Source organism: Cognatishimia sp. MH4019 (genome assembly GCF_020177595.1).
GTDB lineage: Bacteria > Pseudomonadota > Alphaproteobacteria > Rhodobacterales > Rhodobacteraceae > JAHTBL01.
The window spans coordinates 72,809-91,564 of record NZ_JAHTBL010000001.1; the positions used below are offsets into that span (position 1 = coordinate 72,809).

21 protein-coding genes and 1 tRNA gene are annotated in these 18,756 nt (G+C 60.7%); 12 read left to right on the forward strand and 10 right to left on the reverse strand.

All coding sequences use genetic code 11. The features are described 5' to 3' along the window. Nucleotide 1 precedes the first annotated feature (1 nt). Genes KUW67_RS00290 through KUW67_RS00300 form a run of 3 tightly spaced genes read left to right on the forward strand, consistent with a single transcriptional unit; the run spans nt 2 to nt 3,985 of the window. Nucleotides 2–292: a hypothetical protein gene (locus tag KUW67_RS00290; protein ID WP_224823268.1), complete on the forward strand. Its 291-nt coding sequence runs from the start codon at nt 2–4 to the stop codon at nt 290–292. Continuing rightward, nucleotides 292–2,982, forward strand: a complete 2,691-nt coding sequence (locus tag KUW67_RS00295; RefSeq protein ID WP_224823269.1) for an ATP-binding protein — start codon at nt 292–294, stop codon at nt 2,980–2,982. The genes KUW67_RS00290 and KUW67_RS00295 overlap by 1 nt, the downstream gene beginning before the upstream one ends. A 58-nt stretch (nt 2,983–3,040) precedes the next feature. After that, a complete protein-coding gene (locus tag KUW67_RS00300) occupies nt 3,041–3,985 on the forward strand; it encodes a FliM/FliN family flagellar motor switch protein (protein ID WP_224823270.1) in 945 nt (314 codons plus the stop codon). A gap of 3 nt (nt 3,986–3,988) precedes the next feature. Here KUW67_RS00300 and KUW67_RS00305 read toward each other — a convergent pair whose 3' ends face one another. Then, nucleotides 3,989–4,420 carry a TIGR01244 family sulfur transferase gene (locus KUW67_RS00305; RefSeq protein ID WP_224823271.1) on the reverse strand — a complete coding sequence of 144 codons (432 nt, stop codon included), beginning with the start codon at nt 4,418–4,420 and terminating at the stop codon, nt 3,989–3,991. A gap of 246 nt (nt 4,421–4,666) precedes the next feature. On the opposite strand from KUW67_RS00305, the gene KUW67_RS00310 reads away from it, so the two are divergent. Further along, nucleotides 4,667–4,912 (forward strand): hypothetical protein, encoded by a 246-nt coding sequence (locus KUW67_RS00310; RefSeq protein WP_224823272.1) that lies wholly within the window; start codon nt 4,667–4,669, stop codon nt 4,910–4,912. 125 nt (nt 4,913–5,037) lie between these two features. After that, entirely contained in the window at nt 5,038–7,071 is a 2,034-nt protein-coding gene (locus tag KUW67_RS00315; RefSeq protein ID WP_224823273.1) for an enoyl-CoA hydratase-related protein, read from the forward strand. On the opposite strand, the gene KUW67_RS00320 is transcribed toward KUW67_RS00315, so the two are convergent. Then, complete coding sequence (locus KUW67_RS00320; RefSeq protein ID WP_224823274.1) at nt 7,060–8,079, reverse strand: nuclear transport factor 2 family protein; 1,020 nt, start codon at nt 8,077–8,079, stop codon at nt 7,060–7,062. The genes KUW67_RS00315 and KUW67_RS00320 overlap by 12 nt on opposite strands. Nucleotides 8,080–8,172: 93 nt before the next feature. Between KUW67_RS00320 and KUW67_RS00325 the strand changes: the two genes are divergently transcribed. After that, the gene (locus tag KUW67_RS00325; RefSeq protein ID WP_224823275.1) at nt 8,173–8,697 is read left to right on the forward strand and encodes an ester cyclase; all 525 of its coding nucleotides are present in this window, start codon (nt 8,173–8,175) and stop codon (nt 8,695–8,697) included. Between the two features lie 3 nt (nt 8,698–8,700). Here the strand turns inward: KUW67_RS00325 and KUW67_RS00330 are convergent, their stop codons facing one another. Further along, nucleotides 8,701–8,916 carry a hypothetical protein gene (locus KUW67_RS00330; RefSeq protein WP_224823276.1) on the reverse strand — a complete coding sequence of 72 codons (216 nt, stop codon included), beginning with the start codon at nt 8,914–8,916 and terminating at the stop codon, nt 8,701–8,703. Nucleotides 8,917–9,045: 129 nt separating this feature from the next. Here KUW67_RS00330 and KUW67_RS00335 point away from each other — a divergent pair, with 129 nt between their 5' ends. Continuing rightward, nucleotides 9,046–9,303, forward strand: coding sequence for a DUF2312 domain-containing protein (locus tag KUW67_RS00335; RefSeq protein WP_224823277.1), 258 nt, complete (start codon nt 9,046–9,048; stop codon nt 9,301–9,303). Between the two features lie 17 nt (nt 9,304–9,320). On the opposite strand, the gene KUW67_RS00340 is transcribed toward KUW67_RS00335, so the two are convergent. Continuing rightward, a complete protein-coding gene (locus KUW67_RS00340; RefSeq protein ID WP_224823278.1) occupies nt 9,321–9,665 on the reverse strand; it encodes a Lin0512 family protein in 345 nt (114 codons plus the stop codon). After that, nucleotides 9,662–10,012, reverse strand: a complete 351-nt coding sequence (locus tag KUW67_RS00345) for a Lin0512 family protein (protein WP_224823279.1) — start codon at nt 10,010–10,012, stop codon at nt 9,662–9,664. The genes KUW67_RS00340 and KUW67_RS00345 overlap by 4 nt, the downstream gene beginning before the upstream one ends. A 90-nt stretch (nt 10,013–10,102) precedes the next feature. Between KUW67_RS00345 and KUW67_RS00350 the strand changes: the two genes are divergently transcribed. Further along, nucleotides 10,103–10,978, forward strand: coding sequence for a DMT family transporter (locus tag KUW67_RS00350; protein ID WP_224823280.1), 876 nt, complete (start codon nt 10,103–10,105; stop codon nt 10,976–10,978). Here the strand turns inward: KUW67_RS00350 and KUW67_RS00355 are convergent. The 4 genes from KUW67_RS00355 to KUW67_RS00370 form a co-directional block, all read right to left on the reverse strand. Continuing rightward, nucleotides 10,975–11,850 (reverse strand): hypothetical protein, encoded by an 876-nt coding sequence (locus tag KUW67_RS00355; RefSeq protein WP_224823281.1) that lies wholly within the window; start codon nt 11,848–11,850, stop codon nt 10,975–10,977. The two genes, KUW67_RS00350 and KUW67_RS00355, sit on opposite strands and share 4 nt — an antisense overlap. An 80-nt stretch (nt 11,851–11,930) precedes the next feature. Beyond that, a complete protein-coding gene (locus KUW67_RS00360) occupies nt 11,931–13,337 on the reverse strand; it encodes a carnitine 3-dehydrogenase (protein WP_224823282.1) in 1,407 nt (468 codons plus the stop codon). Then, nucleotides 13,334–14,242, reverse strand: a complete 909-nt coding sequence (locus KUW67_RS00365) for a 3-keto-5-aminohexanoate cleavage protein (protein ID WP_224823283.1) — start codon at nt 14,240–14,242, stop codon at nt 13,334–13,336. Before KUW67_RS00365 ends, KUW67_RS00360 begins: the two co-directional genes overlap by 4 nt. A gap of 151 nt (nt 14,243–14,393) precedes the next feature. After that, nucleotides 14,394–14,477, reverse strand: a tRNA-Tyr gene (locus KUW67_RS00370). A 102-nt stretch (nt 14,478–14,579) separates the two neighbouring features. On the opposite strand from KUW67_RS00370, the gene rlmB reads away from it, so the two are divergent. The 4 genes from rlmB to KUW67_RS00390 all read left to right on the forward strand — a co-directional run bounded on the left by rlmB (nt 14,580) and on the right by KUW67_RS00390 (nt 16,985). Further along, nucleotides 14,580–15,362: a 23S rRNA (guanosine(2251)-2'-O)-methyltransferase RlmB gene (rlmB, locus tag KUW67_RS00375; RefSeq protein ID WP_224823284.1), complete on the forward strand. Its 783-nt coding sequence runs from the start codon at nt 14,580–14,582 to the stop codon at nt 15,360–15,362. Between the two features lie 9 nt (nt 15,363–15,371). Beyond that, nucleotides 15,372–15,686 carry a hypothetical protein gene (locus tag KUW67_RS00380; protein WP_224823285.1) on the forward strand — a complete coding sequence of 105 codons (315 nt, stop codon included), beginning with the start codon at nt 15,372–15,374 and terminating at the stop codon, nt 15,684–15,686. Nucleotides 15,687–15,800: 114 nt separating this feature from the next. Further along, nucleotides 15,801–16,265: a YHS domain-containing (seleno)protein gene (locus KUW67_RS00385; protein WP_224823286.1), complete on the forward strand. Its 465-nt coding sequence runs from the start codon at nt 15,801–15,803 to the stop codon at nt 16,263–16,265. Between the two features lie 249 nt (nt 16,266–16,514). After that, nucleotides 16,515–16,985 carry a CoA-binding protein gene (locus KUW67_RS00390; protein WP_224823287.1) on the forward strand — a complete coding sequence of 157 codons (471 nt, stop codon included), beginning with the start codon at nt 16,515–16,517 and terminating at the stop codon, nt 16,983–16,985. A 36-nt stretch (nt 16,986–17,021) separates the two neighbouring features. Here KUW67_RS00390 and KUW67_RS00395 read toward each other — a convergent pair whose 3' ends face one another. Continuing rightward, the gene (locus KUW67_RS00395) at nt 17,022–18,680 is read right to left on the reverse strand and encodes an ABC transporter substrate-binding protein (RefSeq protein ID WP_224823288.1); all 1,659 of its coding nucleotides are present in this window, start codon (nt 18,678–18,680) and stop codon (nt 17,022–17,024) included. Between the last annotated feature and the right edge of the window lie 76 nt (nt 18,681–18,756).

Here is an 18,756-nt window from a genome sequence, read left to right on the forward strand (position 1 = left end):
GGTGGCCGCCCCTCGCGAGCCGCTTTTTCTGGGGCGCGACAGCTACCGCCGCCGCCGTCTGACCGATGCCGCACGGCTATTGCCGCTGGTCGGTGTAATCCTTCTGACGATCCCGCTTTTGTGGGGAGAGCGCGATGGGCAGGCACCCTCAACGGCGACAGCGGGCCTCTATGTTTTTGGCGTCTGGGTAGGGCTCATTCTGTCGGGGTATCTTCTGGCTTTGCGCTTGAACCAGACCGAACCTGACGCGCCCCAAGATGACCCGGACGCCGATGCTCCGGAGGGTCGCTGATGGTGACCTTCAACCTTCTGATCCTCGTCTCTTTGGCCTATGTCATTTTCCTGTTCGCGGTTGCGTTTTTCGCCGAACGCCGCGCGCAACAAGGCCGGACCGGGTGGATGCGCGCGCCTTTGATCTACACGCTGTCGTTGTCGGTCTATTGCACCGCCTGGACGTTTTACGGCGCCGTCGGCTATGCGACACGGTCGGGGTTGGAGTTTGTCACGATCTACCTTGGCCCCACGCTGGTCATGATCGGCTGGTGGTGGATCTTGCGCAAACTGGTGCGGATCGGCCGGACCCATCGGATCACCTCTATCGCGGACCTGATCTCGTCGCGCTTCGGCAAATCCACGGCTCTTGGTGTCTGCGTGACCGCCTTTGCTGTGATCGGCACCACGCCATATATCGCGCTGCAATTGCAATCCGTCACGCTCAGCTTTGATGCGTTCAACGGCACCGCGCGCGCGGATGAACAAGCCTTGCAGTCAACCGCGTTCTGGATCGCAGCGGGCCTCGCGATCTTCACCGTGATCTTCGGCACGCGCAATCTGGACGCCAACGAGCGCCATCACGGCGTTGTCATGGCGATCGCCGTCGAGGCTGTCGTCAAACTCGCAGCCCTCGTTGCCGTCGGCGTTTTTGTTGTCTGGGGGCTGGGCGGCGGTCCGCTGGCTACCATGGCGACAATCGACGCCTCTCCCATGGCCGATCTGGAGCTTCAGACCAGCCGCTGGATTGGCATCACCTTCACCGCAGCGGCAGCCTTTCTATGTCTGCCGCGTATGTTCCAGGTGATGGTCGTCGAGAACGCGGATGAACGTCACCTCGGCACCGCAAGCTGGGCTTTCCCGCTTTACATGATGCTCATGAGCCTCTTTGTCATCCCTATCGCGGTGATTGGGTTGGACCTGATGCCCGCAGGCTCAAACCCCGATCTGTTCGTGCTCACGCTGCCGCTCTCCCAAGGGCGCGAAGACCTTGCAATGCTCGCCTTCCTGGGCGGTTTTTCGGCGGCGACCTCTATGGTGATCGTTGCGGCCATTGCGCTCTCCACGATGGTGTCAAATCACATCGTCATGCCGATCTGGCTCAGCACGCAGAAAGACGGCGCGACGGTCTCGGGCGATGTGCGCCATGTCTTGCTGCGTTCGCGTCGCCTGTCGATTATCGCCATCCTGTTTCTGGGATACGTCTATTATCGTCTTTCAGGCGGCGGCACGGCGCTGGCTGCCATCGGCTTGATCTCCTTTGCGGGTGTCGCGCAATTCCTGCCGTCTATGTTGGGCGGCATTTTCTGGCGCGGGGCCACACGCGTGGGTGCGCTCGCCGGGCTGTCGACCGGTTTCGTCATCTGGATGTATACGATGATGCTGCCCTCAATCGGGGTGGCCGGGGTCTTTCCCGACGCATGGATGCAAGGCGGGCCTGCCGATCTGCACTGGCTGCGCCCTCAAGCGCTGTTCGGGATTGAAGGGCTTGATCCGGTCGTTCACGCGGTTTTCTGGTCTCTGACCCTGAACACAGCCGCCTTCATCATCGGGTCCATGCTCAGCTTCCCCAGCCCGCTGGAGCGTTTGCAGGGCGCGCAATTCGTCAATGTCTTCGACCATTCCACCGGTCCCCGCGGTTGGAGCCACACAGGAGCCGCCGCAGAAGATCTGATGATGATGGCGCAGCGCATTCTTGGCCCCAGCGAGGCGCAACAGCTCTTTCAGGCGGAGGCCAAGCGTCAGGGCAAGGGTGATGATCTGCCCGACCCTTCGCCGGAATTTATTGACCGGCTAGAGCGGGAACTGGCGGGCTCTGTTGGCGGGGCCACAGCCCATGCGATGATCTCGCAGATCGTGGGCGGTGCGACAGTCTCCGTGCAGGATCTCATGGCGGTGGCCGATGAAGCCGCCCAGATCATGGAATATTCGAACCAGCTGGAGGCCAAATCCGTCGAGCTGGAAAACACCGCCGGCAAATTGCGTGACGCCAACGAAATGCTTACTGCGTTGTCAGTGCAAAAAGACGCCTTCCTGAGCCAGATCAGCCACGAGCTGCGCACGCCCATGACGTCAATACGCTCATTCTCGGAAATCCTGCGCGACGGGGACGATCTGACCCGGCCCGAACGCTCCAAATATTCCGATATCATCCACGCAGAGGCGATACGGCTGACACGCCTTCTGGACAACTTGCTCGATCTCAGCGTTCTGGAAAACGGCCAGATTGACCTGGAGCTTCAACGCGGCACCCTGCGCCAAGTGCTCGACCGGGCGCTCGCGTCATCTGAGGCCGCGACCGAAGGATTGAAGATCACTCTTGATGTGACCGGCACGGATGATGTGATCGAAACTGATCTGGATCGTCTCACTCAGGTCTTCATCAATCTCATAACCAATGCGGCCAAATATTGCACCGCAGAAGACCCGCATCTGCGTATTCGTATCCATGAGGATGGCCAGATCCGACATATAGATTTCATCGACAACGGAATGGGCATCCCGCAAGCCAGCCAGTCGCTGATCTTCGAGAAGTTCTCCCGCCTATCCGATCAGGCAGCGGCGGGCAGCGCTGGTCTGGGCCTTGCAATTTGCCGCGAAATCATGAGCAAACTTGGTGGCGAAGTGCGTTATCTTGATGGCACGAACGGCACGGCGTTTCGTGTGAGCTTGCCCACCGGTGTCAACGTCGCTGCCGCTGCAGCGGAGTAGCGCTAACCAGTTGGTAACCTCACCGCTCTAAGGTCAAACCACGAGCGGGATCGAACCAATGGCCTCACAAGACACCACTTCTGTTTTGCGCCGAATGCTGGCGCAGGCACCGACGCAAGGCGCGTCCGGTGTGGCCGCGCCATTCAAGCCGTTCGCTTCCCTCGTCGAAAAGCTGGCCGATCGCAGCTTGTCTTTACCTCTCGGCGTGGCATCCGTCACCCAAACCACACTAAGCCGTGATGCGGTTTTGGCCAATTTCGGGCCTCCTGCGTTGATGCTCCGTCTACGCTCTGCCGCAGGTGGCGTGGGAATGGCGGGGCTGTGTCCGCAGCTTCGCGCGGCCTTGATCGAAGTGCAGACGACCGGGAAGGTTGCGACGACACCGCCGCCGGATCGTCCCGCGACAGATGCCGATGCTGCGATTTGTAGCGGTTTCATCGGGGATCTGATCGCGCAAGCCAATGCCGGGCTCGCGCGGGAGCCGACGACTGCATGGAACACCGTGTTCACACCCGCAGGTCGGTTTGAGAGCCAGCGGGCTTTCGCCTTGGCTTTGGAAGACACACCGCTTTGCCACCTGTCTTTGCAGCTTGATCTGGGCGGCGGGGCGCGTCAGGGCGTCCTGCAACTGCTGATCCCGCAACCCGCACCGCGCGCTTCCGCAAAACCCACTGGCGGCTGGAAAGACGCCATGCAGCACGCGGTCAATGACGCGCCTGTGCCGCTTGAGGCCGTGTTGCACCGCATGGTGGTTTCATTGGCGGATGTCGAAGCGCTGAAAGTAGGCGACATGCTTACGTTGCCCCGCACGGCTGCTGCCACGATTATGTTGGAAGCGACTGAAACCTCCGTCGGGCCCTTCAAGCTGGGCCAGATTTCCGGTCAGAAAGCCTTGCGACGTGTGATCGACCCGCAGCCAGCTGATCCGGCACCGCAGCCCGCGCCGACGCTGACCGACCCAGCAGAACCCCTGTTGGCAGAGGCGCCCCAGACCTCAACCTGACGGCTAGCCCTTTTGGGCCGCCATCGCGTCAATCTGAGGGCGCATGTGATCCAGCTGATAGCCACCCCGCGTCGTCGCGGCGATAATGTCATCGGTGCTCATCTGACCGGCTTGCGACAGGCTCCAGACAACCGAAGACCGCGTGCCAGAGGCGCAGTAAGCCAACACCGGCCCCGTCGCCTCGGCCACAGCCGCGCCTTGGCTCGTGACATTTTCCATCGTCATGGCGCCGCCCAACACGGGGTTTTCAACAAATGTCAGACCAGCCGCCTCTGCCGCGGCCTTCATAACGCTTGCATGATGCGAGGGCGGTATTTCCCCGTCCGGCCGGTTGCAAATGACAGTGGTGTAGCCGGCCTCGGCGATGGCGGGCATATGCTCCGGATCAATCATCGGAGAGACGGCGTAGTCGGGGGTCAGGGCGCGAATATCCATGTGCCCTTTGTTATGCGATGGCGCAAAAATGTCCAGCAGTGGCGCGTTTTAAACCCAACGCTTCGATAGCCTTGACGGATCACTCAAAAGCCCACGATTCGAGCGATATTCTGCAGTTTTTCTCAGAAAATTACCGCTAACATGCTGTTCCGGCAGATGGAATTGGGCACTTGATCTAGAACAAGTGTGAAAACCTCACTTAGCGTTACCCTTTAAGGAGAACTGCTGCACAAAAGGGAGACTGGGATGAGTGTTGCTGATTTTCGTATCGAACCCGCTGCTGGTCCGTATGTGTTGGGCCCCGATGGTCGCTTGCAACCGCTCGACCGCAAAAAAGACCTGCGCGCGCGCATCCGTGCCGTCTTGCGCAATCAGGGTATCGTTGCAGATGTGGCGCGCGGGTTGGAGGCGCGCGCAGAGATGGCAGCGCCGCTTTGGGCGCATGCTGTAGACATGCAAGATGACGCAGAGGTCGAGACTCAGGTCGCCTGAGGCAAGGCGATCCGACCAAATCGCGCCAGCGCAATCAATGACTTGCGCTGCGCTTCTTTGTGCCTACTAATCAACGCGATGGAGCAGGGGCACCACACATATATGATGCGATATCGGGGGCCGCGGTGGCAGACCTGATCGACGTCTCTTCACAAGACGGGGTCACTGTCGTGACGTTGACAGACCCGCCTGTGAACGCGCTGGGCGGTGCGATGCGCCAAGCGCTCTGGACCGCTTTCGAAAACCTGCCCGACGATGACACCGCCGTGGTCTTGATCGGTGACGGGGCCTGTTTTTGCGGCGGCGTCGATCTGCGCGAGTTGGAGCCGCGCGCCGGGGTGCCGAGTTTCACCGATTTGATGACCCGGATCGAAGCCTCTGATCGTTTTGTGATCGCCGCGTTGCATGGCGCTGCGACAGGCGGCGGGTTGGAATTGGCGCAGGCCTGCCACTACCGGATCGCCGCGCAAGGAACACGCCTCGGCCAGCCTGAGGTGACGCTTGGTTTTCCGCCGGGCGGCGGGGCCACGCAACGCTTGCCGCGTCTGATCGGGGTGGAACAAGCCCTCTCTTTGCTGCTCTCTGGTCAACCCATCCAAGACAGCCGTGCGCTTGAGATCGGCTTGATCGATGCCCGTGCCAAGGGCGATTTGCGCAGCTTTGCAGTGCATTTCGCGCGCAGCATTGCGGCGCAAAACAACCACCCGCGTCGCACGCGCGACCAGCGCGAGATGTTGCGCGACGGCGCTGCCAATCAAAAGCAACTCACCCAGTTCCGTGCCCGCGTCGCAAGCACGCCGCTCCACGCGCCCAAGCGGATCATCGACTGTGTCGAAGCCGCTTTGCTGCTGCCTTTTGACGCCGGTATCGCCTTTGAACAAACCGCGTTTGAAGAGGGGGTTGCCTCTGCCCAATCGGAAGCGCTGCGCCACGCTGCCATGGCCGAGCGCCGCGCCCTGTTCCTTCCCGAAGCCAAGGGGTTAACCCCAAAGCAAATCGCGCGGGTTGGGCTGTTGGGGCAAGGCAAGCGCGCCCTTGATTTAAGCGCGATGTTGCTACGCGCAGGCGTCGAGGTCACGCTGGCGGGGCCGTCCGATATGGCGCTGCCCGGTCATGTGCAAACCTGGTTTCAACGGGCCGTCACTGCGGGGCGTTTGAACGCCGATCAAGCAACACGGGCAACAGACCGGCTGCGGGGCCCTGTCCCGCCAGAAGCGCTGAGCGAAGTTGATCTGATCCTTGATGCGGCTCCGACCGGGGCGGTGAATTATGCCGATCTACCGGTCGATCCCGGCGCGCTTTTGGTTTTCGCCCATGACCGACCCAGTTTCGACAACCTGCCTGACGGTGCGTCCGGTCTTGCGCTTGGTTTCGGGGTGCCTGCTGTGACCAGCGATCTGATGGTGCTGGCAAAAGGTCCCGACACCTCTGCCGACGCGCTTCTGGCCCTGTCACATCTTGCACGCCGTCTGGCCAAGCAAACCGTCATCAGCAACGATGCCAAGATCGACCTGACCGCCCGGATGCTGGGGGTGTGGCGCTTGGCGGCAGACACCTGTCTGCGCGATGGGGCAACGCCTGCTCAGGTGGATACCGCTCTGCGCGCGCTGGGCTGTCCGCGCGGCCCGTATCAGTTGCTTGATATGGTGGGGCTGAATAGTGCCGCCGCTCATATGCGCCCGCGCAAAGCGGCGCGTCAGCCTTTGCCCGATCTAATTGCGGTTCTGCGCGACATGGATCGCCCCGGTCGCCGTGCCGTGAAAGGGGTTTACCTCTATGATGCCGAGCATCCCCATGGCCGCGAGGATCCCGAGATCTCCGCGATCTGTGCCCGTCTACGCAAAGAGCAAGGCTTGCCCGAACGACAAATCTCGGACGGTGCGATCCAGCGGCGCTGTCTGATCGCGCTCGCAAACGAGGCCACTTATCTTCGTGCCGAAGGTGTCGTCACGCGCGGCACTGATCTGGATGTCGTGATGCTCCACGGGCTTGGCTTTCCGCGGTGGCGCGGCGGGCCGGTGCTGATGGCCGATCAGGCGGGCTTGCTGGCCATGCGCCGCGATCTGGAGCGTTTGGCCGCTCATGATCCGTTCATCTGGGAACCCGCGCCGCTGCTGTCCGACCTCATCAAGAATGGCGCACGTCTGTCAGAGGCTTAGGCGCGGCTTACCGGTCATGTGGCGCACGCGCTCGAATGCATCGACACCCATTTGTCTTGCAATATCAATGATGTCTATCGGAACCCAGTTTTCGCGGATGCGCCCGTCGGCCAATCGGTAGAAATCCATCACCCGCATATTGATCCGTTTTCCAGTCGCAGGCATGCCAAGCCACGGACCCAGATGCGTGCCGCTGACCGACGGCCACCCGCCCGTCACAGCGTAGTCGCCATCACTGATGCGAATGTAATGCCCCGCACCAGCGCGGTCGGGAAAACCTGTCAGAAAGGGGATCTGGTGATGGGCGCGAAACTCCTCCAGCCCGCGGGTGGTGCCGATGCCGGCAGGCCCGTACCACATGAAATCAGGGTGCCAGTAATCCGCGTGTGGCATCGACTCGAGCGATTTGCCGTCAAAGCGAAGAAGGGCGGCATGCATTGTCAGAACCACGTCCATGGATGCGGTATCGGTCGCATTACCCTCCAGCCGCAGACCGTCAGATGTGGCGGGCCCATACCATTGCTGTTCAGCGCCCAACGCGCGCACGAAAGGCCAGACGCCCGCCTGCAACATCAGATCGGCCAGATCAAGCATCAGATAGGTCGTCGCGATCTTCCCATCGACCAACTCATGCGCCTCACAAAAGCGGAGCGTAACGGTCTTCCCAGTGGCCGGAATATCGCAAAGATCAGCCAGAAATCGGCCTTGAAAGTGCCCCATCGCCGCGACCAGATGCGCCGCCCGCGGGGTGCTGACGCGGGCGTCCGGCAGGTTCGGGCCTGCCAGATGCGTCAGGCTGCGTCGCTCAAGATCGGGAAGCGCCGCGCGCAGCTGGGTCCAGACATCCGCAATCGCCTCGATGCCAATGCGTTCATTGAATGGATGCACGCCAAAGAACCGCGCGTTGGGGTGATAAATCTCAGCCACATCCCGGCCCTCCGACAAGTCGGACAGCAGCTGGTAACTGGTCTGGCGCAAATCATTCAGATCAAGGAGGGAGGCGGGCATGTGTTTTCCTTTGCATAGGTGTGCAAAAAAATATTGCGCAGAACCGGGCGTGCTGTCTAGACCTGCCGTGACAACGCATCAAAGGAGAGACCGATGAAAGGCAGCCGCCCCGAACAGGCCATTCTGACCCGCGACACTGACATGAGCAAAACCGAAGCTACCCGCGCCGTGATCGAAGGCATGGTGGACGGTCTCAACGACCACCGCATCGCTGATATCGGCGAGTTCTTTTCAGAAGGGTTCGGCTGGTATGGCAACACCGGCTGCGGCACCAAAAAAGGCCTGCGGGAGTTTCAGGACAACTGGCAAAAGCCCTTTCAGGCGGCGTTCTCAGACAAAAGCTGTGTCGACGAAGCGCGGCTTTACATGGGCGAGTGGGCGGCGGCTTTCGGGCGGCAAGAGGCCACCCATTCCGGTGACTTTATGGGTGTCACAGCAACCGGCAAGCGGGTCGAAATCCGCTACATGGATTTCTGGAAAGTCGTGGACGGCAAGATCGTCGACAATTGGGTGATGGTCGATTTCCCCCATGTGCTGGCCCAATTAGGCGTTGATGTTTTCAACGGTGAAGGCTGGGAAGCCTTTGACCACGGTGAGAAAACGCCGCCCAACCCTTAGCGCTCAGGCCAGAAAAATACCCACGATCACCAGCATCAGGCCCAGCACTGACAACAATAATGCGCCCAGGTTCAGCGGGATCACCCGTGCGAGCTTGGCGCGCATTTCCGCGTCGTCCAGCTTGGCCCGTTTGGCCCGCGCCACGATGACAATACAGGCCATCAGGCCCACAAGGCCCACCAGCGAAATAACAGCGCCGATCCAGACAAGATATTCCATGGGCCGCTCCTTGATTGCGTGCCTGCGCGTAAATCAAAGCGCGGGCGTGCTCAACCCCTTGAAGACCCCTTGAAGGGCGCGGACGGGGCCGTTAGTCAGGCATCTGACCCAAATCAGGAAATCTGAGTGATGAGCGATATGTCCAGTGACACCTCCTACCGCGTGACCGCCGATGAGCTGCGCCAATTCGTAGAACGCGTCGAGCGTCTCGAGCAGGAGAAAAAGGACCTCGCCGATCAGGTCAAAGAGGTGATGGCCGAAGCCAAAGGGCGTGGCTATGACACCAAGGTCATGCGCAAGGTGATCGCGCTGCGCAAGCGCGACCAGAACGATATCGCCGAGGAAGAGGCGGTTCTGGAGATGTATAAAGAAGCGCTGGGTATGTAAGCTCTCGTGGTCGCCGCTCAAGCCTGACGTGGCAAGAACGCCTCGACCGCCGCAGATGCGATGACCAGCGTGGACCCGGTATCCGGGTTCTCCACATTCAGCCCGCCAAAGACCGCGCGCACCTTCGCCCGTCCGCGCGGCAGCTTTTCGGCCAATGCAGTGCAATCGACCTGATCCGGGTCTTGAACGCCAACGGTCACCTGCACCCGCATCTCGTCATGGGACAGACCCGTTGCCTCAAAAAGCGGGATCGACGAATGCCGGATCGCGTCTTCAATCGCGCGGGCCGCGGCCTTGGTGTAGTCCATACCGTAGAGGTCATTGCCCATGCCCATCTCAATGATGAACCGCTGATCGCTCATGCGGCCCCCTCCAGATCAAGCGCGATAGAGATTGCGACATTGGCAATCACCGTCGGCTGCCCCCCATCCTCGCGCGGCACGTCGAGGCCCCCTTTGCGCGGCACAACCGTGATCTGGCCATAGGGAAAAATCGCAGCAATCGCATCCTTGTCCACTGCATCCGGGTCTTGCACGCCGACCTCTACGGTGATCTGCATCGCGGACTTATCCTTGCCGTAAAGCTCAGCCAGATTGATCGAATTATGCCATAGCGCGTCTTTCACGGCGCGTTTTGCGGCCTCTGTATAGTCCAGTCGGCGCAGGGACGATCCCATCCCGAACTCGGTCAGCAGGCGTTTGACGGGCATGGCGGCTCCTTCCACAGGGCTTGCATGGGCGAAGCATGCGCATCGCCGAGAGACTTTGCCAAGCCCCGCATCCTCGTTTAGGCGGGGGCCATGCTCCAGACCCGCCCCTCCGCCATTGCGACGCTTATTGTCATCTCTACCGGTATCTTGTGGGGGTTCTACTGGTTGCCCGTGCGCAGCCTGCAAACCGCGGGCCTGACCGGCGCATGGGGCACGTTGGCCATCACCGGCGCGGCGGCAATTATGTTGGCGCCTTTTGTAGCGATGCGCCGCCGCCGCGTGGACAGGTCTGATCTTGTGGCTATCGTCGGCATCGCGCTGGGCGGAGCGGCCTTTGCGCTTTACTCCATCGGGTTTGTCTATGGGCGTGTGGCCATCATCATCCTGCTGTTCTTCCTGACCCCGGTCTGGAGCACGCTGATCGGCCGCTACATCATGGGCTGGCAGACGCCGGCCCTACGGCTTGTCGCGATTGCCATAGGGTTGCTGGGCCTCGGCGTCATGCTCAGTGCAAACGGGCAGGTGCCCATCCCGCGCAATATCGGCGAATGGATGGCGTTGGCCTCAGGTCTGCTGTGGTCGGCCTCTACCACCTGCATTCGCAGTAAATCGCGACTGGCCCCGCCCGAAGCCGCGTTCACTTTCGCTGGTGGCGCAACCCTTGTTTCTTTGATTCTCGCGCCGCTTCTGGCTCCGTGGCCCGACGCGACTGAGGCCCCGGTTGCGCTCATCTTTGTTACCGGGGGGCTGTGGTGGGCCTTGTCGATGCTTGGGCTGATGTGGGCCACTTTGCGGCTTGATCCGGCCCGTGTCGGCATTTTGCTGATGAGCGAAGTTCTGATCGGCATCGCGTCAGCTGCCTGGCTGGCCGGAGAAACCCTGACCCCGGTCGAGATGCTTGGCGGCGCGCTTGTTCTGGGCGCGGGCGTTCTGGAAATCTGGCCGCAGCGGGCCAAGAGCGTCTAAGGCGTAATCATGGTCACGCCGGGCATCCGCTCGATCGTGAACAGATCGTCTTCATATTGCTCGGTCATGAACTCGACCATATCCTCGGTCCAGCCGGGCAGGTCCAACTCTTCTTCAATTGCGTCTTCCATCGCGTATTTGTCGAGGAACGCGGCCATGATCCGACGCTTTTGCAACTCCGTCTGTGGCGGGTTGGCCTTGAGATAAGCGCGCAACCGACGCATGCCGGGTTTGCTCATAATCTCGGTCAGCAAATCGAACCCGCCCGAGATAGGCGTCAGCGGATCAATCCCGGACAGCTCGCGGATCAACTGACCCCAGATCAAAGGGGTATCTTCATTGGCCCAAACGGTGATTTGCGCATGTTTGCACGCCGCGCGCATCTCGGCGATCACACTGGACCAGCGTATCGTCATCGGATCATTGCCAGACAAGAACTGGTCATAGGTCTTCTTGGCGACCTTGTCGAAAAGCGCCGGCAGGAAGGTCGCCGGATTGCGTACAGCTATGAAAAACTCAATCTCGTCTTCGGCAAAAAGCTCTTCAAACCGGGCGCATTTGAGCGGGGCCTGACGGTAAAACTGACCATCCTCCAACGCGCGGTTCGGCACGCAGATGAAGTTGGAGTTCGACATGACCAGCCGGTCCACATGGTCTTCGTGCAGGATCGCATCCAGCATCACATCGCGGGCATCCTCGGCCAGTGGATTGCGATGCATACTCTGCAAGGTCTCGCGCACGATACGCCGGTAGCGCCCCGGTCCCGGCACCGCCACGCCTTGCTGCACCAACGCTTCCTTGTTCTTGAGAAGAGATCTCAGAAGCGCATCGTCGTCTGTGCAATGCGGTCCGATATGACAGGCAATCTGCATGAGAAGCGAGGCAATCCTTTGAAGTCACGCGAAGATAACATGCTTTAGCGCGCTCGCGGCGACGATACCAGAGCCCCGGTTTATTCCGTCGCCCCATGTTGCCGCGCCAACGCGCCGAGCTTGGCCAGAACCGTCGGAGCGGGCGGGCAGGAGGCGCGCGTCTCCAGACTGACATGCAGCAAGAACTGATCACAGCTCGCCAGCACCGTGTCGTCCGCACTGCGGATCATCTCATGCCAGAGGCGCAGTTTCTTCCCGTCCGCAAGCGTGATCCGGCTGGCCACATGAACGCGCTCTCCCGCATGGGTCTCCTTGAGATACTTCACCGTAGTTTCGACCGTAAAATAGCTCAAACCACCCGCGATATAGGTGGCATCTGCGCCAATCTCGGCCATCACCGCATCCGCCGCGTCCGAAAAGATCTGCCCGTAGCGCCCTTCATTCATATGCCCGTTATAGTCGGTCCAGTCGACAGGGATCACCCGCTCGACCGACCTTAAAGGCACCTGTTCAGGCGGCTTCGGCAAGGTCGCCTCATGCGCATTCAACAGCGCCCCCGCCGCCGCATCGCGTTGCTTGAGCGCGCGCATCATCGCCACCAGATTATCGTCGCGCAGCCGTTCCAAAGCGCGTATATCCAGCGCGCCGGATTGCGCATCGGACTGCGTGGCGATCAGATCAACCAGCTCAGGCGTGAACTCCGGCACATCCATCAGCTTGGTCCAGGGCCAAGCAAGTGCTGGGCCAAACTGCTCCATGAAGTGCTTCATGCCGGCCTCGCCACCGGCAATTCGGTAAGTCTCAAAGAGGCCCATTTGCGCCCACCGTAACCCAAACCCATAGCGGATCGCATTGTCGATTTCCTCGGTCGTGGCGATGCCGTCGCTGACCAGCCAAAGCGCCTCGCGCCAAACCGCCTCCAACAGGCGATCCGCGATATGGGCATCAATCTCCGCCCGCACGCGCAGCGGAAACATCCCCAGCGAGGTTAGGATGCTGTCGGCTTTCTCAAGCATCTCGGCGTCATTTTCAGCCGATCCGACGACCTCCACCAGCGGGATCAGATAGACCGGGTTGAACGGATGCGTCACGATGATCTGCCCGGGTCGCGCCGATCCTTCCTGCAATTGCGACGGCGTGAAACCACTGGTCGACGAGCCGATCACAGCCTCCTCTGACACCACATCCTGCAGTGATTTCAGAACGCTATGCTTCAAAGCTAATCTTTCTGGCACGCTCTCCTGAACCCAGGCAGCCCCCGCGACCGCCTCTTCCAGCGTGTCGCAAAATGTCAGCCGCCCCTCGGCAGGCAACGCCCGATCATAAAGCATCGGCAGCGCCCGTCGCGCCCCCAAAAGCACGTCATTGATCTTGCGCGCGGCCTCGGGGTCCGGGTCGAAAACCGCCACGTCCCAGCCGTTCAGCAGGAACCGCGCGGCCCAGCCGCCGCCAATGACCCCGCCGCCAATAATCGCCGCGCGGCTCATCGCGGCGCTCGCTTCACCAGCCCCAACCGCTCACGCACAGCTTGTGGTCCGATCACCGTGGCCCCCATCCCTTCGATGATCCCACACGCCCGCGTCACCAGCGCTTCATTCGTCGCCAGCTTCCCTTTGCCAAGCCACAGGTTATCCTCCAACCCGACGCGCACATTGCCGCCCGCAAGCACCGCTGCGGCCACATACGGCATCTGGTTCCGCCCAATGGAAAACGCCGACCAGGTCCAATCCGGCGGCACCGCATTGACCATTGCCATCAGCGTATTCAGATCGTCCGGCGCGCCCCAGGGGATCCCCATGCACAGCTGGAGCAAGGCCGGGCTGTCCAGCACGCCTTCCTCGACCAGCGATTTGGCGAGCCACAAATGCCCGGTATCAAACGCCTCGATCTCCGGTTTCACGCCCATCTGGGTCATCATCGTACCCATCGCGCGCAACATGCCCGGCGTGTTCGTCATCACGTAATCCGCCTCGGCAAAATTCATCGTGCCGCAATCGAGCGTGCAAATCTCGGGCAAGCAGTCGGCCAGATGTGCAACGCGCTCCTCGGCGCCGATCATATCCGTGCCGTCGGTCAGGGGCAGGGGGCTAGAGGCGGACCCAAAGGTGAGATCGCCGCCCATGCCTGCCGTCAGGTTGAGCACGACATCGACATCGGCATCGCGCACCCGCTCGGTCAATTCCCGATACAAAGCCGGATCGCGTGACGGCGCACCCGTTTCGGGATCGCGCACATGGCAATGCGCCACCGCCGCCCCCGCCTTGGCCGCAGCAATCGCGCTTTCGGCAATCTGCTTTGGGGATCGTGGCACACGAGGAGACCGGTCCTGCGTCGCCCCCGATCCCGTTACCGCACAGGTGATGAACACCTCTTTATTCATAGCCAATGACATGCCGTCCTCCCAAACAGTCTGGCCACGTAACACCGATTCCAGTCGGTCACGCAATGGATGTCGGAGGGGTGGAGAAATGGGGCAGGCCCTATCGGTGATTTGCTTTGCAAATTCACCTTTCGGTTCACATTTTCATTTCATGAAAAGAGAATGGTGGGCGACCCTGGAATCGAACCAGGCGTGCGTCTCCGCGAGGGAGTTACAGTCCCCTGCCACACCTTGCGGCCTGTCGCCCACTGGCGGACCGAATACGCAAGGCGCCCAACCCCGTCAAGACGAAATTCGCTTGCACCGCGCGCGCGCAGACGCCATGCCGGATGCAACGAAAGGGACCCCCATGAAGAAACCCAAATGGGTCATCGAGAAAGAGCAATCGCGCCGTGCATCCGCCGCCGAAACCGTCTGGCTTTTCGGTTTGCACGCTGTGCGCGATGCGCTTGAAAACCCCGCCCGCGAGCGTCTTCGCCTCGTCCTCACGCTGAACGCCCAAAGCAAACTGGCCGATGCCATCGCCGCCTCGGGCATGGAACCCGAGATCAGTGATCCGCGCAAATTCGCGGCCCCGCTGGACCCGCAATCGGTCCATCAGGGGGCCGCATTAGAGGTCAAACCGCTGCACTGGGGCAGCGTCGAGGAACGCTGCCTCGCCGCCGACGGCCAGACCCCGCGCGTCGTCCTGCTGGACCGTGTGACCGATCCGCATAACGTCGGCGCGATCCTGCGCTCCGCCGAGGTGTTCGGGGCCCGCGCCGTCATTGCCCCGCAACGCCAGTCCGCGCCGGAAACCGGTGCGCTCGCCAAAACCGCTTCCGGCGCGCTCGAACGCCAACCTTATCTGCGCGTCAAGAACCTTGCCAACGCGATGGAGACGTTGCGCTCCATGGGCTACATCCTGCTGGGTCTCGATGGCGAAGCGGGCACCACCATCGACGCCGCCATGCAGGGCAGGGCGGACCGCCCCGTCGCCTTGGTCTTGGGCGCAGAAGGGCCCGGACTGCGCGAAAAAACCAAGGAAACCTGCGACATGCTGGTCAAAATTGACGCGAAGGGGGCTTTCGGCTCCCTCAACGTCTCAAATGCCGCCGCCGTCGCCCTATATGCTTCCACACGAGACGAGTAGGAAGCGCCGATGCCCGCCACCAAAGTTGCCACCTGTTGTTACTGCGGCACCCGCGCGGCCCTCGTGCTGCGCGGCAAGGTCCAGCATGAACTCAGTTGCCGGGGCTGTGGTGCGCCGCTTCATGATCTCAAGATGATTCCCCGTTCCGACAAGGGCGAACAGCGCGAATTGGTGAAACCCTCGCGCATCCGCAACCGACCGGAAGACCCGATCAAAGGGTATAAATGGGACGAGCGGAAACGCAAAAAGCGCAAAAAACGCAAATCTTTGGGCCGAAAAGTGCTGGAAGAGGCGTGGGATGTGCTCGAAGATATCTTCGACTGAAACATTCCTCACGGCTTTCGCGATCCCGATCACGCTCCGGCGAGGGGGGTTTTCAGGGTGCATCCTGCGGAGCATCTTGAGGGCAAGACGAAATCAACCCTCGGAGCCTGCCTCATGTCCACCCCCTCTCGCCGCGCTTTTCTTGGCCTTCTGGTCGCCATCCCCGTCACCGGAACGCTGATCCGCCCCGCCTTGGCCGAAGAGCCGTGGATCTTCGCCTCGGATGGCGTCGCCATCAACGGATATGACCCCGTTGCCTATTTCACCGAAGGCAAGCCTGTTCAGGGCTCTGCCGAACATGCGGTCGAATGGAAAGGCTCCACCTGGCATTTCGCCTCTGCCGAGAACCGCGCGACGTTCGAGATGAACGCCGATGGCTACGCGCCTCAATACGGGGGCTATTGCGCTTATGCCGTCAGTCAGGGCTACACCGCCAAGACCGATCCCAATGCGTGGACGGTGCACGAGAACAAGCTCTATCTGAACTTCTCCAAAGGGGTGCGCCGCCGCTGGCTGCGTGATGTGGAAGGCCATATTGAAGCGGCTGACGCCAATTGGCCCTCTGTTCTTGGTGCTTAACGCTTCGTTCACAGAATCGTGGCAGGGTCTTCAAAGTCGGTGCAACCACCCTATTTACTAATGTAGAAGCGCAGGCTGGAACTCTTGTGTTTCACTTCACTGTCCCTCGTTCCACACCTAGCGCTCGGGTCCCCCCCGGGCGCTTTTTTCTTGGATGGGCATCTGGCAGGGCACCATTGCCGCTGAGCGCGCAGTGGTTGTAATGTCGATCAAACCGTCTGTCAGCAGAGCCGGGACAGAAAGAGCAAGATGATGACCTATTCCGATGCCCACCTGCGCAACGTTCTGAAATCCACCAAGACGGTGGCGGTCGTCGGCGTGTCGATGAACCCGGTGCGCCCAAGCTATTACGTAGCCCGCTATCTCGACCTCAAGGGCTACACGATTATTCCGGTGAACCCTGGCCATGCAGGCAAAACGCTTTTCGGGGCCGAGGTGAAGGCCGCGCTTGAAGACATCACGCAGCCTGTCGACATGGTCGACATTTTCCGCCGCTCGGATGCCGTTCCGCCTATCGTGGACGCCGCACTTGCCCATTTCCCCGACCTCAAAACCATCTGGATGCAGATCGGTGTCGAGCACCCGCAGGCCGCCGCCAAAGCCGAAGCGCGCGGCGTCACGGTTATCCAGAACCGCTGTCCAAAGATCGAATATCAGCGCCTCTTCGGCGAGCTGCGCATGGGCGGCTTCGCGACAGGCGTCATCAGCTCAAAGCTGTAGGGGCAGGGGCCTCACCGTAGCAAGGCCCCAACCAAATCAAGCCGCCAAGGCCAGCTTGTAGACATGGATCTCGAATGTCGGGTGCATCTCGGCCCCGATGACATTTTCCTTGTGATGCCGGTAGGTCGAGCGCCAATACGGCTGCACAACCACCCCTTCATCGCGCATGATCGTCTGGATCTCCGCCATCGTCTCCCGCCGCGTATCCGCATCGGCAATCGAGAGCGCCTTATTCAAGGCTGCATCGAAATCAGCATTTGCAAATGCGCTCTCATTCCACGCCTCACCAGACCGGTAGGCCAGTGCCAGAACCTGCACGCCCAAAGGTCGCTGCGCCCAATCGGTCGTCGAATAAGCATAGCCCGCCCAATCATTCCAGAAGGTCGAGCCGGGCAGGATCGTCCGCTTCACATTGAACCCCGCATCTCGCAACTGCGCGGCCACAGCGTCTGACGTGTTCTTGCGCCAATCATCGTCGATCGAGATCAGCTCATGCTCGAAATCGGCCATCCCGGCTTCCTGCATCAACTGCATCGCCTTGACCGGGTCATATTCCGACGGGCCGATATCGGCATATTCCGGGTGGATCGGGCAAACATGGTGATTGGCCGCCAAGGTGCCCTGATCCGCATAGCCCAGCGTCAGACAGACCTGATTGTCCACCGCCAGCGCCAAAGCCTGCCGCACGCGCTTGTCGGCATAGGGTTGCATGCCGTCCACTTCGGCTTGCTGATTTGGGCGCACAACCAACGTGTTCGCGGTAACCGCTTCGGATTTCGTCCAGCCGATCGCATCGAAAATCTCAACAAACTCGCCCAGAGATTCGTAAATCATATCGACTTCTTCGGCGTCCGCCGCCGCAAGGATCGAGGCCTGATTGGTGCCGTAATCGACATATTCAATCCGGTCCAAAGCCGCCTCGCCGATGACGCCCTTTCCCCACCAGTCATGCTCGGTGTTCTTGACCAGAACAGCCCGCACCGACACCTCGAAGCTTTCGGGCATATAAGGTCCGGTCCCGATTGGATTGCTCAGAGGATCGCCGTCAAAGCTCTGGTGAACGACCGGCGCGGGATAGTCCGAAAAGCCCGCAATCAGCGTAATGTCAGGCGAATTCAGAACCAGCTTCACGGTTTGCTCGTCAACCACCGTGATGGCCCCTTCGCGCGCCAACCCGGTCTCATCATCAATCAGGGACGACATCCGGCTTGCCATCGAGTTGCCTTCCACGCCCTTTTCGCACCAGCGTGCAATGTTGAAAGCCACATCCTCTGCGGTGAACGCGTCGCCATTGCTCCAGGTGACGCCGGGGCGCACATTCAGCGTGTATTCGGTGGCGTCCTCGTTGATCTCCCAACTGTCCAGCAGGATGCCGCGGAACGTGCCGTCTGCGTTGTATTCCACCAGATATTCCAGCCAGCCTCGCGTGAAGTTCGACATTTGTGGCCAGTCAAATGTGCGCGGATCTTTCAGCGCCTTGACCGTGCTCTCAATGCGCAGCGTGCCGCCTTCCTGGGCTTGTGCGACTGCGGGTGTCGGCAGCGCTGCACCCAAAAGCCCATAGGCCGCTGCGGCACTGACCCCAAGCGATGTCGCGCGGGTCAAAAACTCCCGACGCGTCAATGTTCCGGCGCGAACCTCTGCCGCATAGGCATGAGCAGCAGGGTGAATCGTAGACGTATTTTTAGAAGGCATAATAGGACATCCTATTGCAGATAAAGGGAAAATCTTAGTCGGGCCTGAAGGTCAATGGCGGCTCTAACCCTATGGT

Bases quoted from the DNA above. Each gene is read 5' to 3' on its own strand.
- KUW67_RS00385 (WP_224823286.1), top strand. From the start codon at position 15,801: ATGTCCACCCCCTCTCGCCGCGCTTTTCTTGGCCTTCTGGTCGCCATC.
- KUW67_RS00335 (WP_224823277.1), top strand. From the start codon at position 9,046: ATGAGCGATATGTCCAGTGACACCTCCTACCGCGTGACCGCCGATGAG.
- KUW67_RS00380 (WP_224823285.1), top strand. From the start codon at position 15,372: ATGCCCGCCACCAAAGTTGCCACCTGTTGTTACTGCGGCACCCGCGCG.
- KUW67_RS00310 (WP_224823272.1), top strand. From the start codon at position 4,667: ATGAGTGTTGCTGATTTTCGTATCGAACCCGCTGCTGGTCCGTATGTG.
- KUW67_RS00340 (WP_224823278.1), bottom strand. From the start codon at position 9,665: ATGAGCGATCAGCGGTTCATCATTGAGATGGGCATGGGCAATGACCTC.
- KUW67_RS00295 (WP_224823269.1), top strand. From the start codon at position 292: ATGGTGACCTTCAACCTTCTGATCCTCGTCTCTTTGGCCTATGTCATT.
- KUW67_RS00345 (WP_224823279.1), bottom strand. From the start codon at position 10,012: ATGCCCGTCAAACGCCTGCTGACCGAGTTCGGGATGGGATCGTCCCTG.
- KUW67_RS00305 (WP_224823271.1), bottom strand. From the start codon at position 4,420: ATGGATATTCGCGCCCTGACCCCCGACTACGCCGTCTCTCCGATGATT.
- KUW67_RS00365 (WP_224823283.1), bottom strand. From the start codon at position 14,242: ATGTCATTGGCTATGAATAAAGAGGTGTTCATCACCTGTGCGGTAACG.
- KUW67_RS00360 (WP_224823282.1), bottom strand. From the start codon at position 13,337: ATGAGCCGCGCGGCGATTATTGGCGGCGGGGTCATTGGCGGCGGCTGG.
- KUW67_RS00390 (WP_224823287.1), top strand. From the start codon at position 16,515: ATGATGACCTATTCCGATGCCCACCTGCGCAACGTTCTGAAATCCACC.
- KUW67_RS00355 (WP_224823281.1), bottom strand. From the start codon at position 11,850: ATGCAGATTGCCTGTCATATCGGACCGCATTGCACAGACGACGATGCG.
- KUW67_RS00325 (WP_224823275.1), top strand. From the start codon at position 8,173: ATGAAAGGCAGCCGCCCCGAACAGGCCATTCTGACCCGCGACACTGAC.
- KUW67_RS00395 (WP_224823288.1), bottom strand. From the start codon at position 18,680: ATGCCTTCTAAAAATACGTCTACGATTCACCCTGCTGCTCATGCCTAT.
- KUW67_RS00350 (WP_224823280.1), top strand. From the start codon at position 10,103: ATGCTCCAGACCCGCCCCTCCGCCATTGCGACGCTTATTGTCATCTCT.
- KUW67_RS00300 (WP_224823270.1), top strand. From the start codon at position 3,041: ATGGCCTCACAAGACACCACTTCTGTTTTGCGCCGAATGCTGGCGCAG.
- KUW67_RS00320 (WP_224823274.1), bottom strand. From the start codon at position 8,079: ATGCCCGCCTCCCTCCTTGATCTGAATGATTTGCGCCAGACCAGTTAC.
- KUW67_RS00330 (WP_224823276.1), bottom strand. From the start codon at position 8,916: ATGGAATATCTTGTCTGGATCGGCGCTGTTATTTCGCTGGTGGGCCTT.
- rlmB (WP_224823284.1), top strand. From the start codon at position 14,580: ATGAAGAAACCCAAATGGGTCATCGAGAAAGAGCAATCGCGCCGTGCA.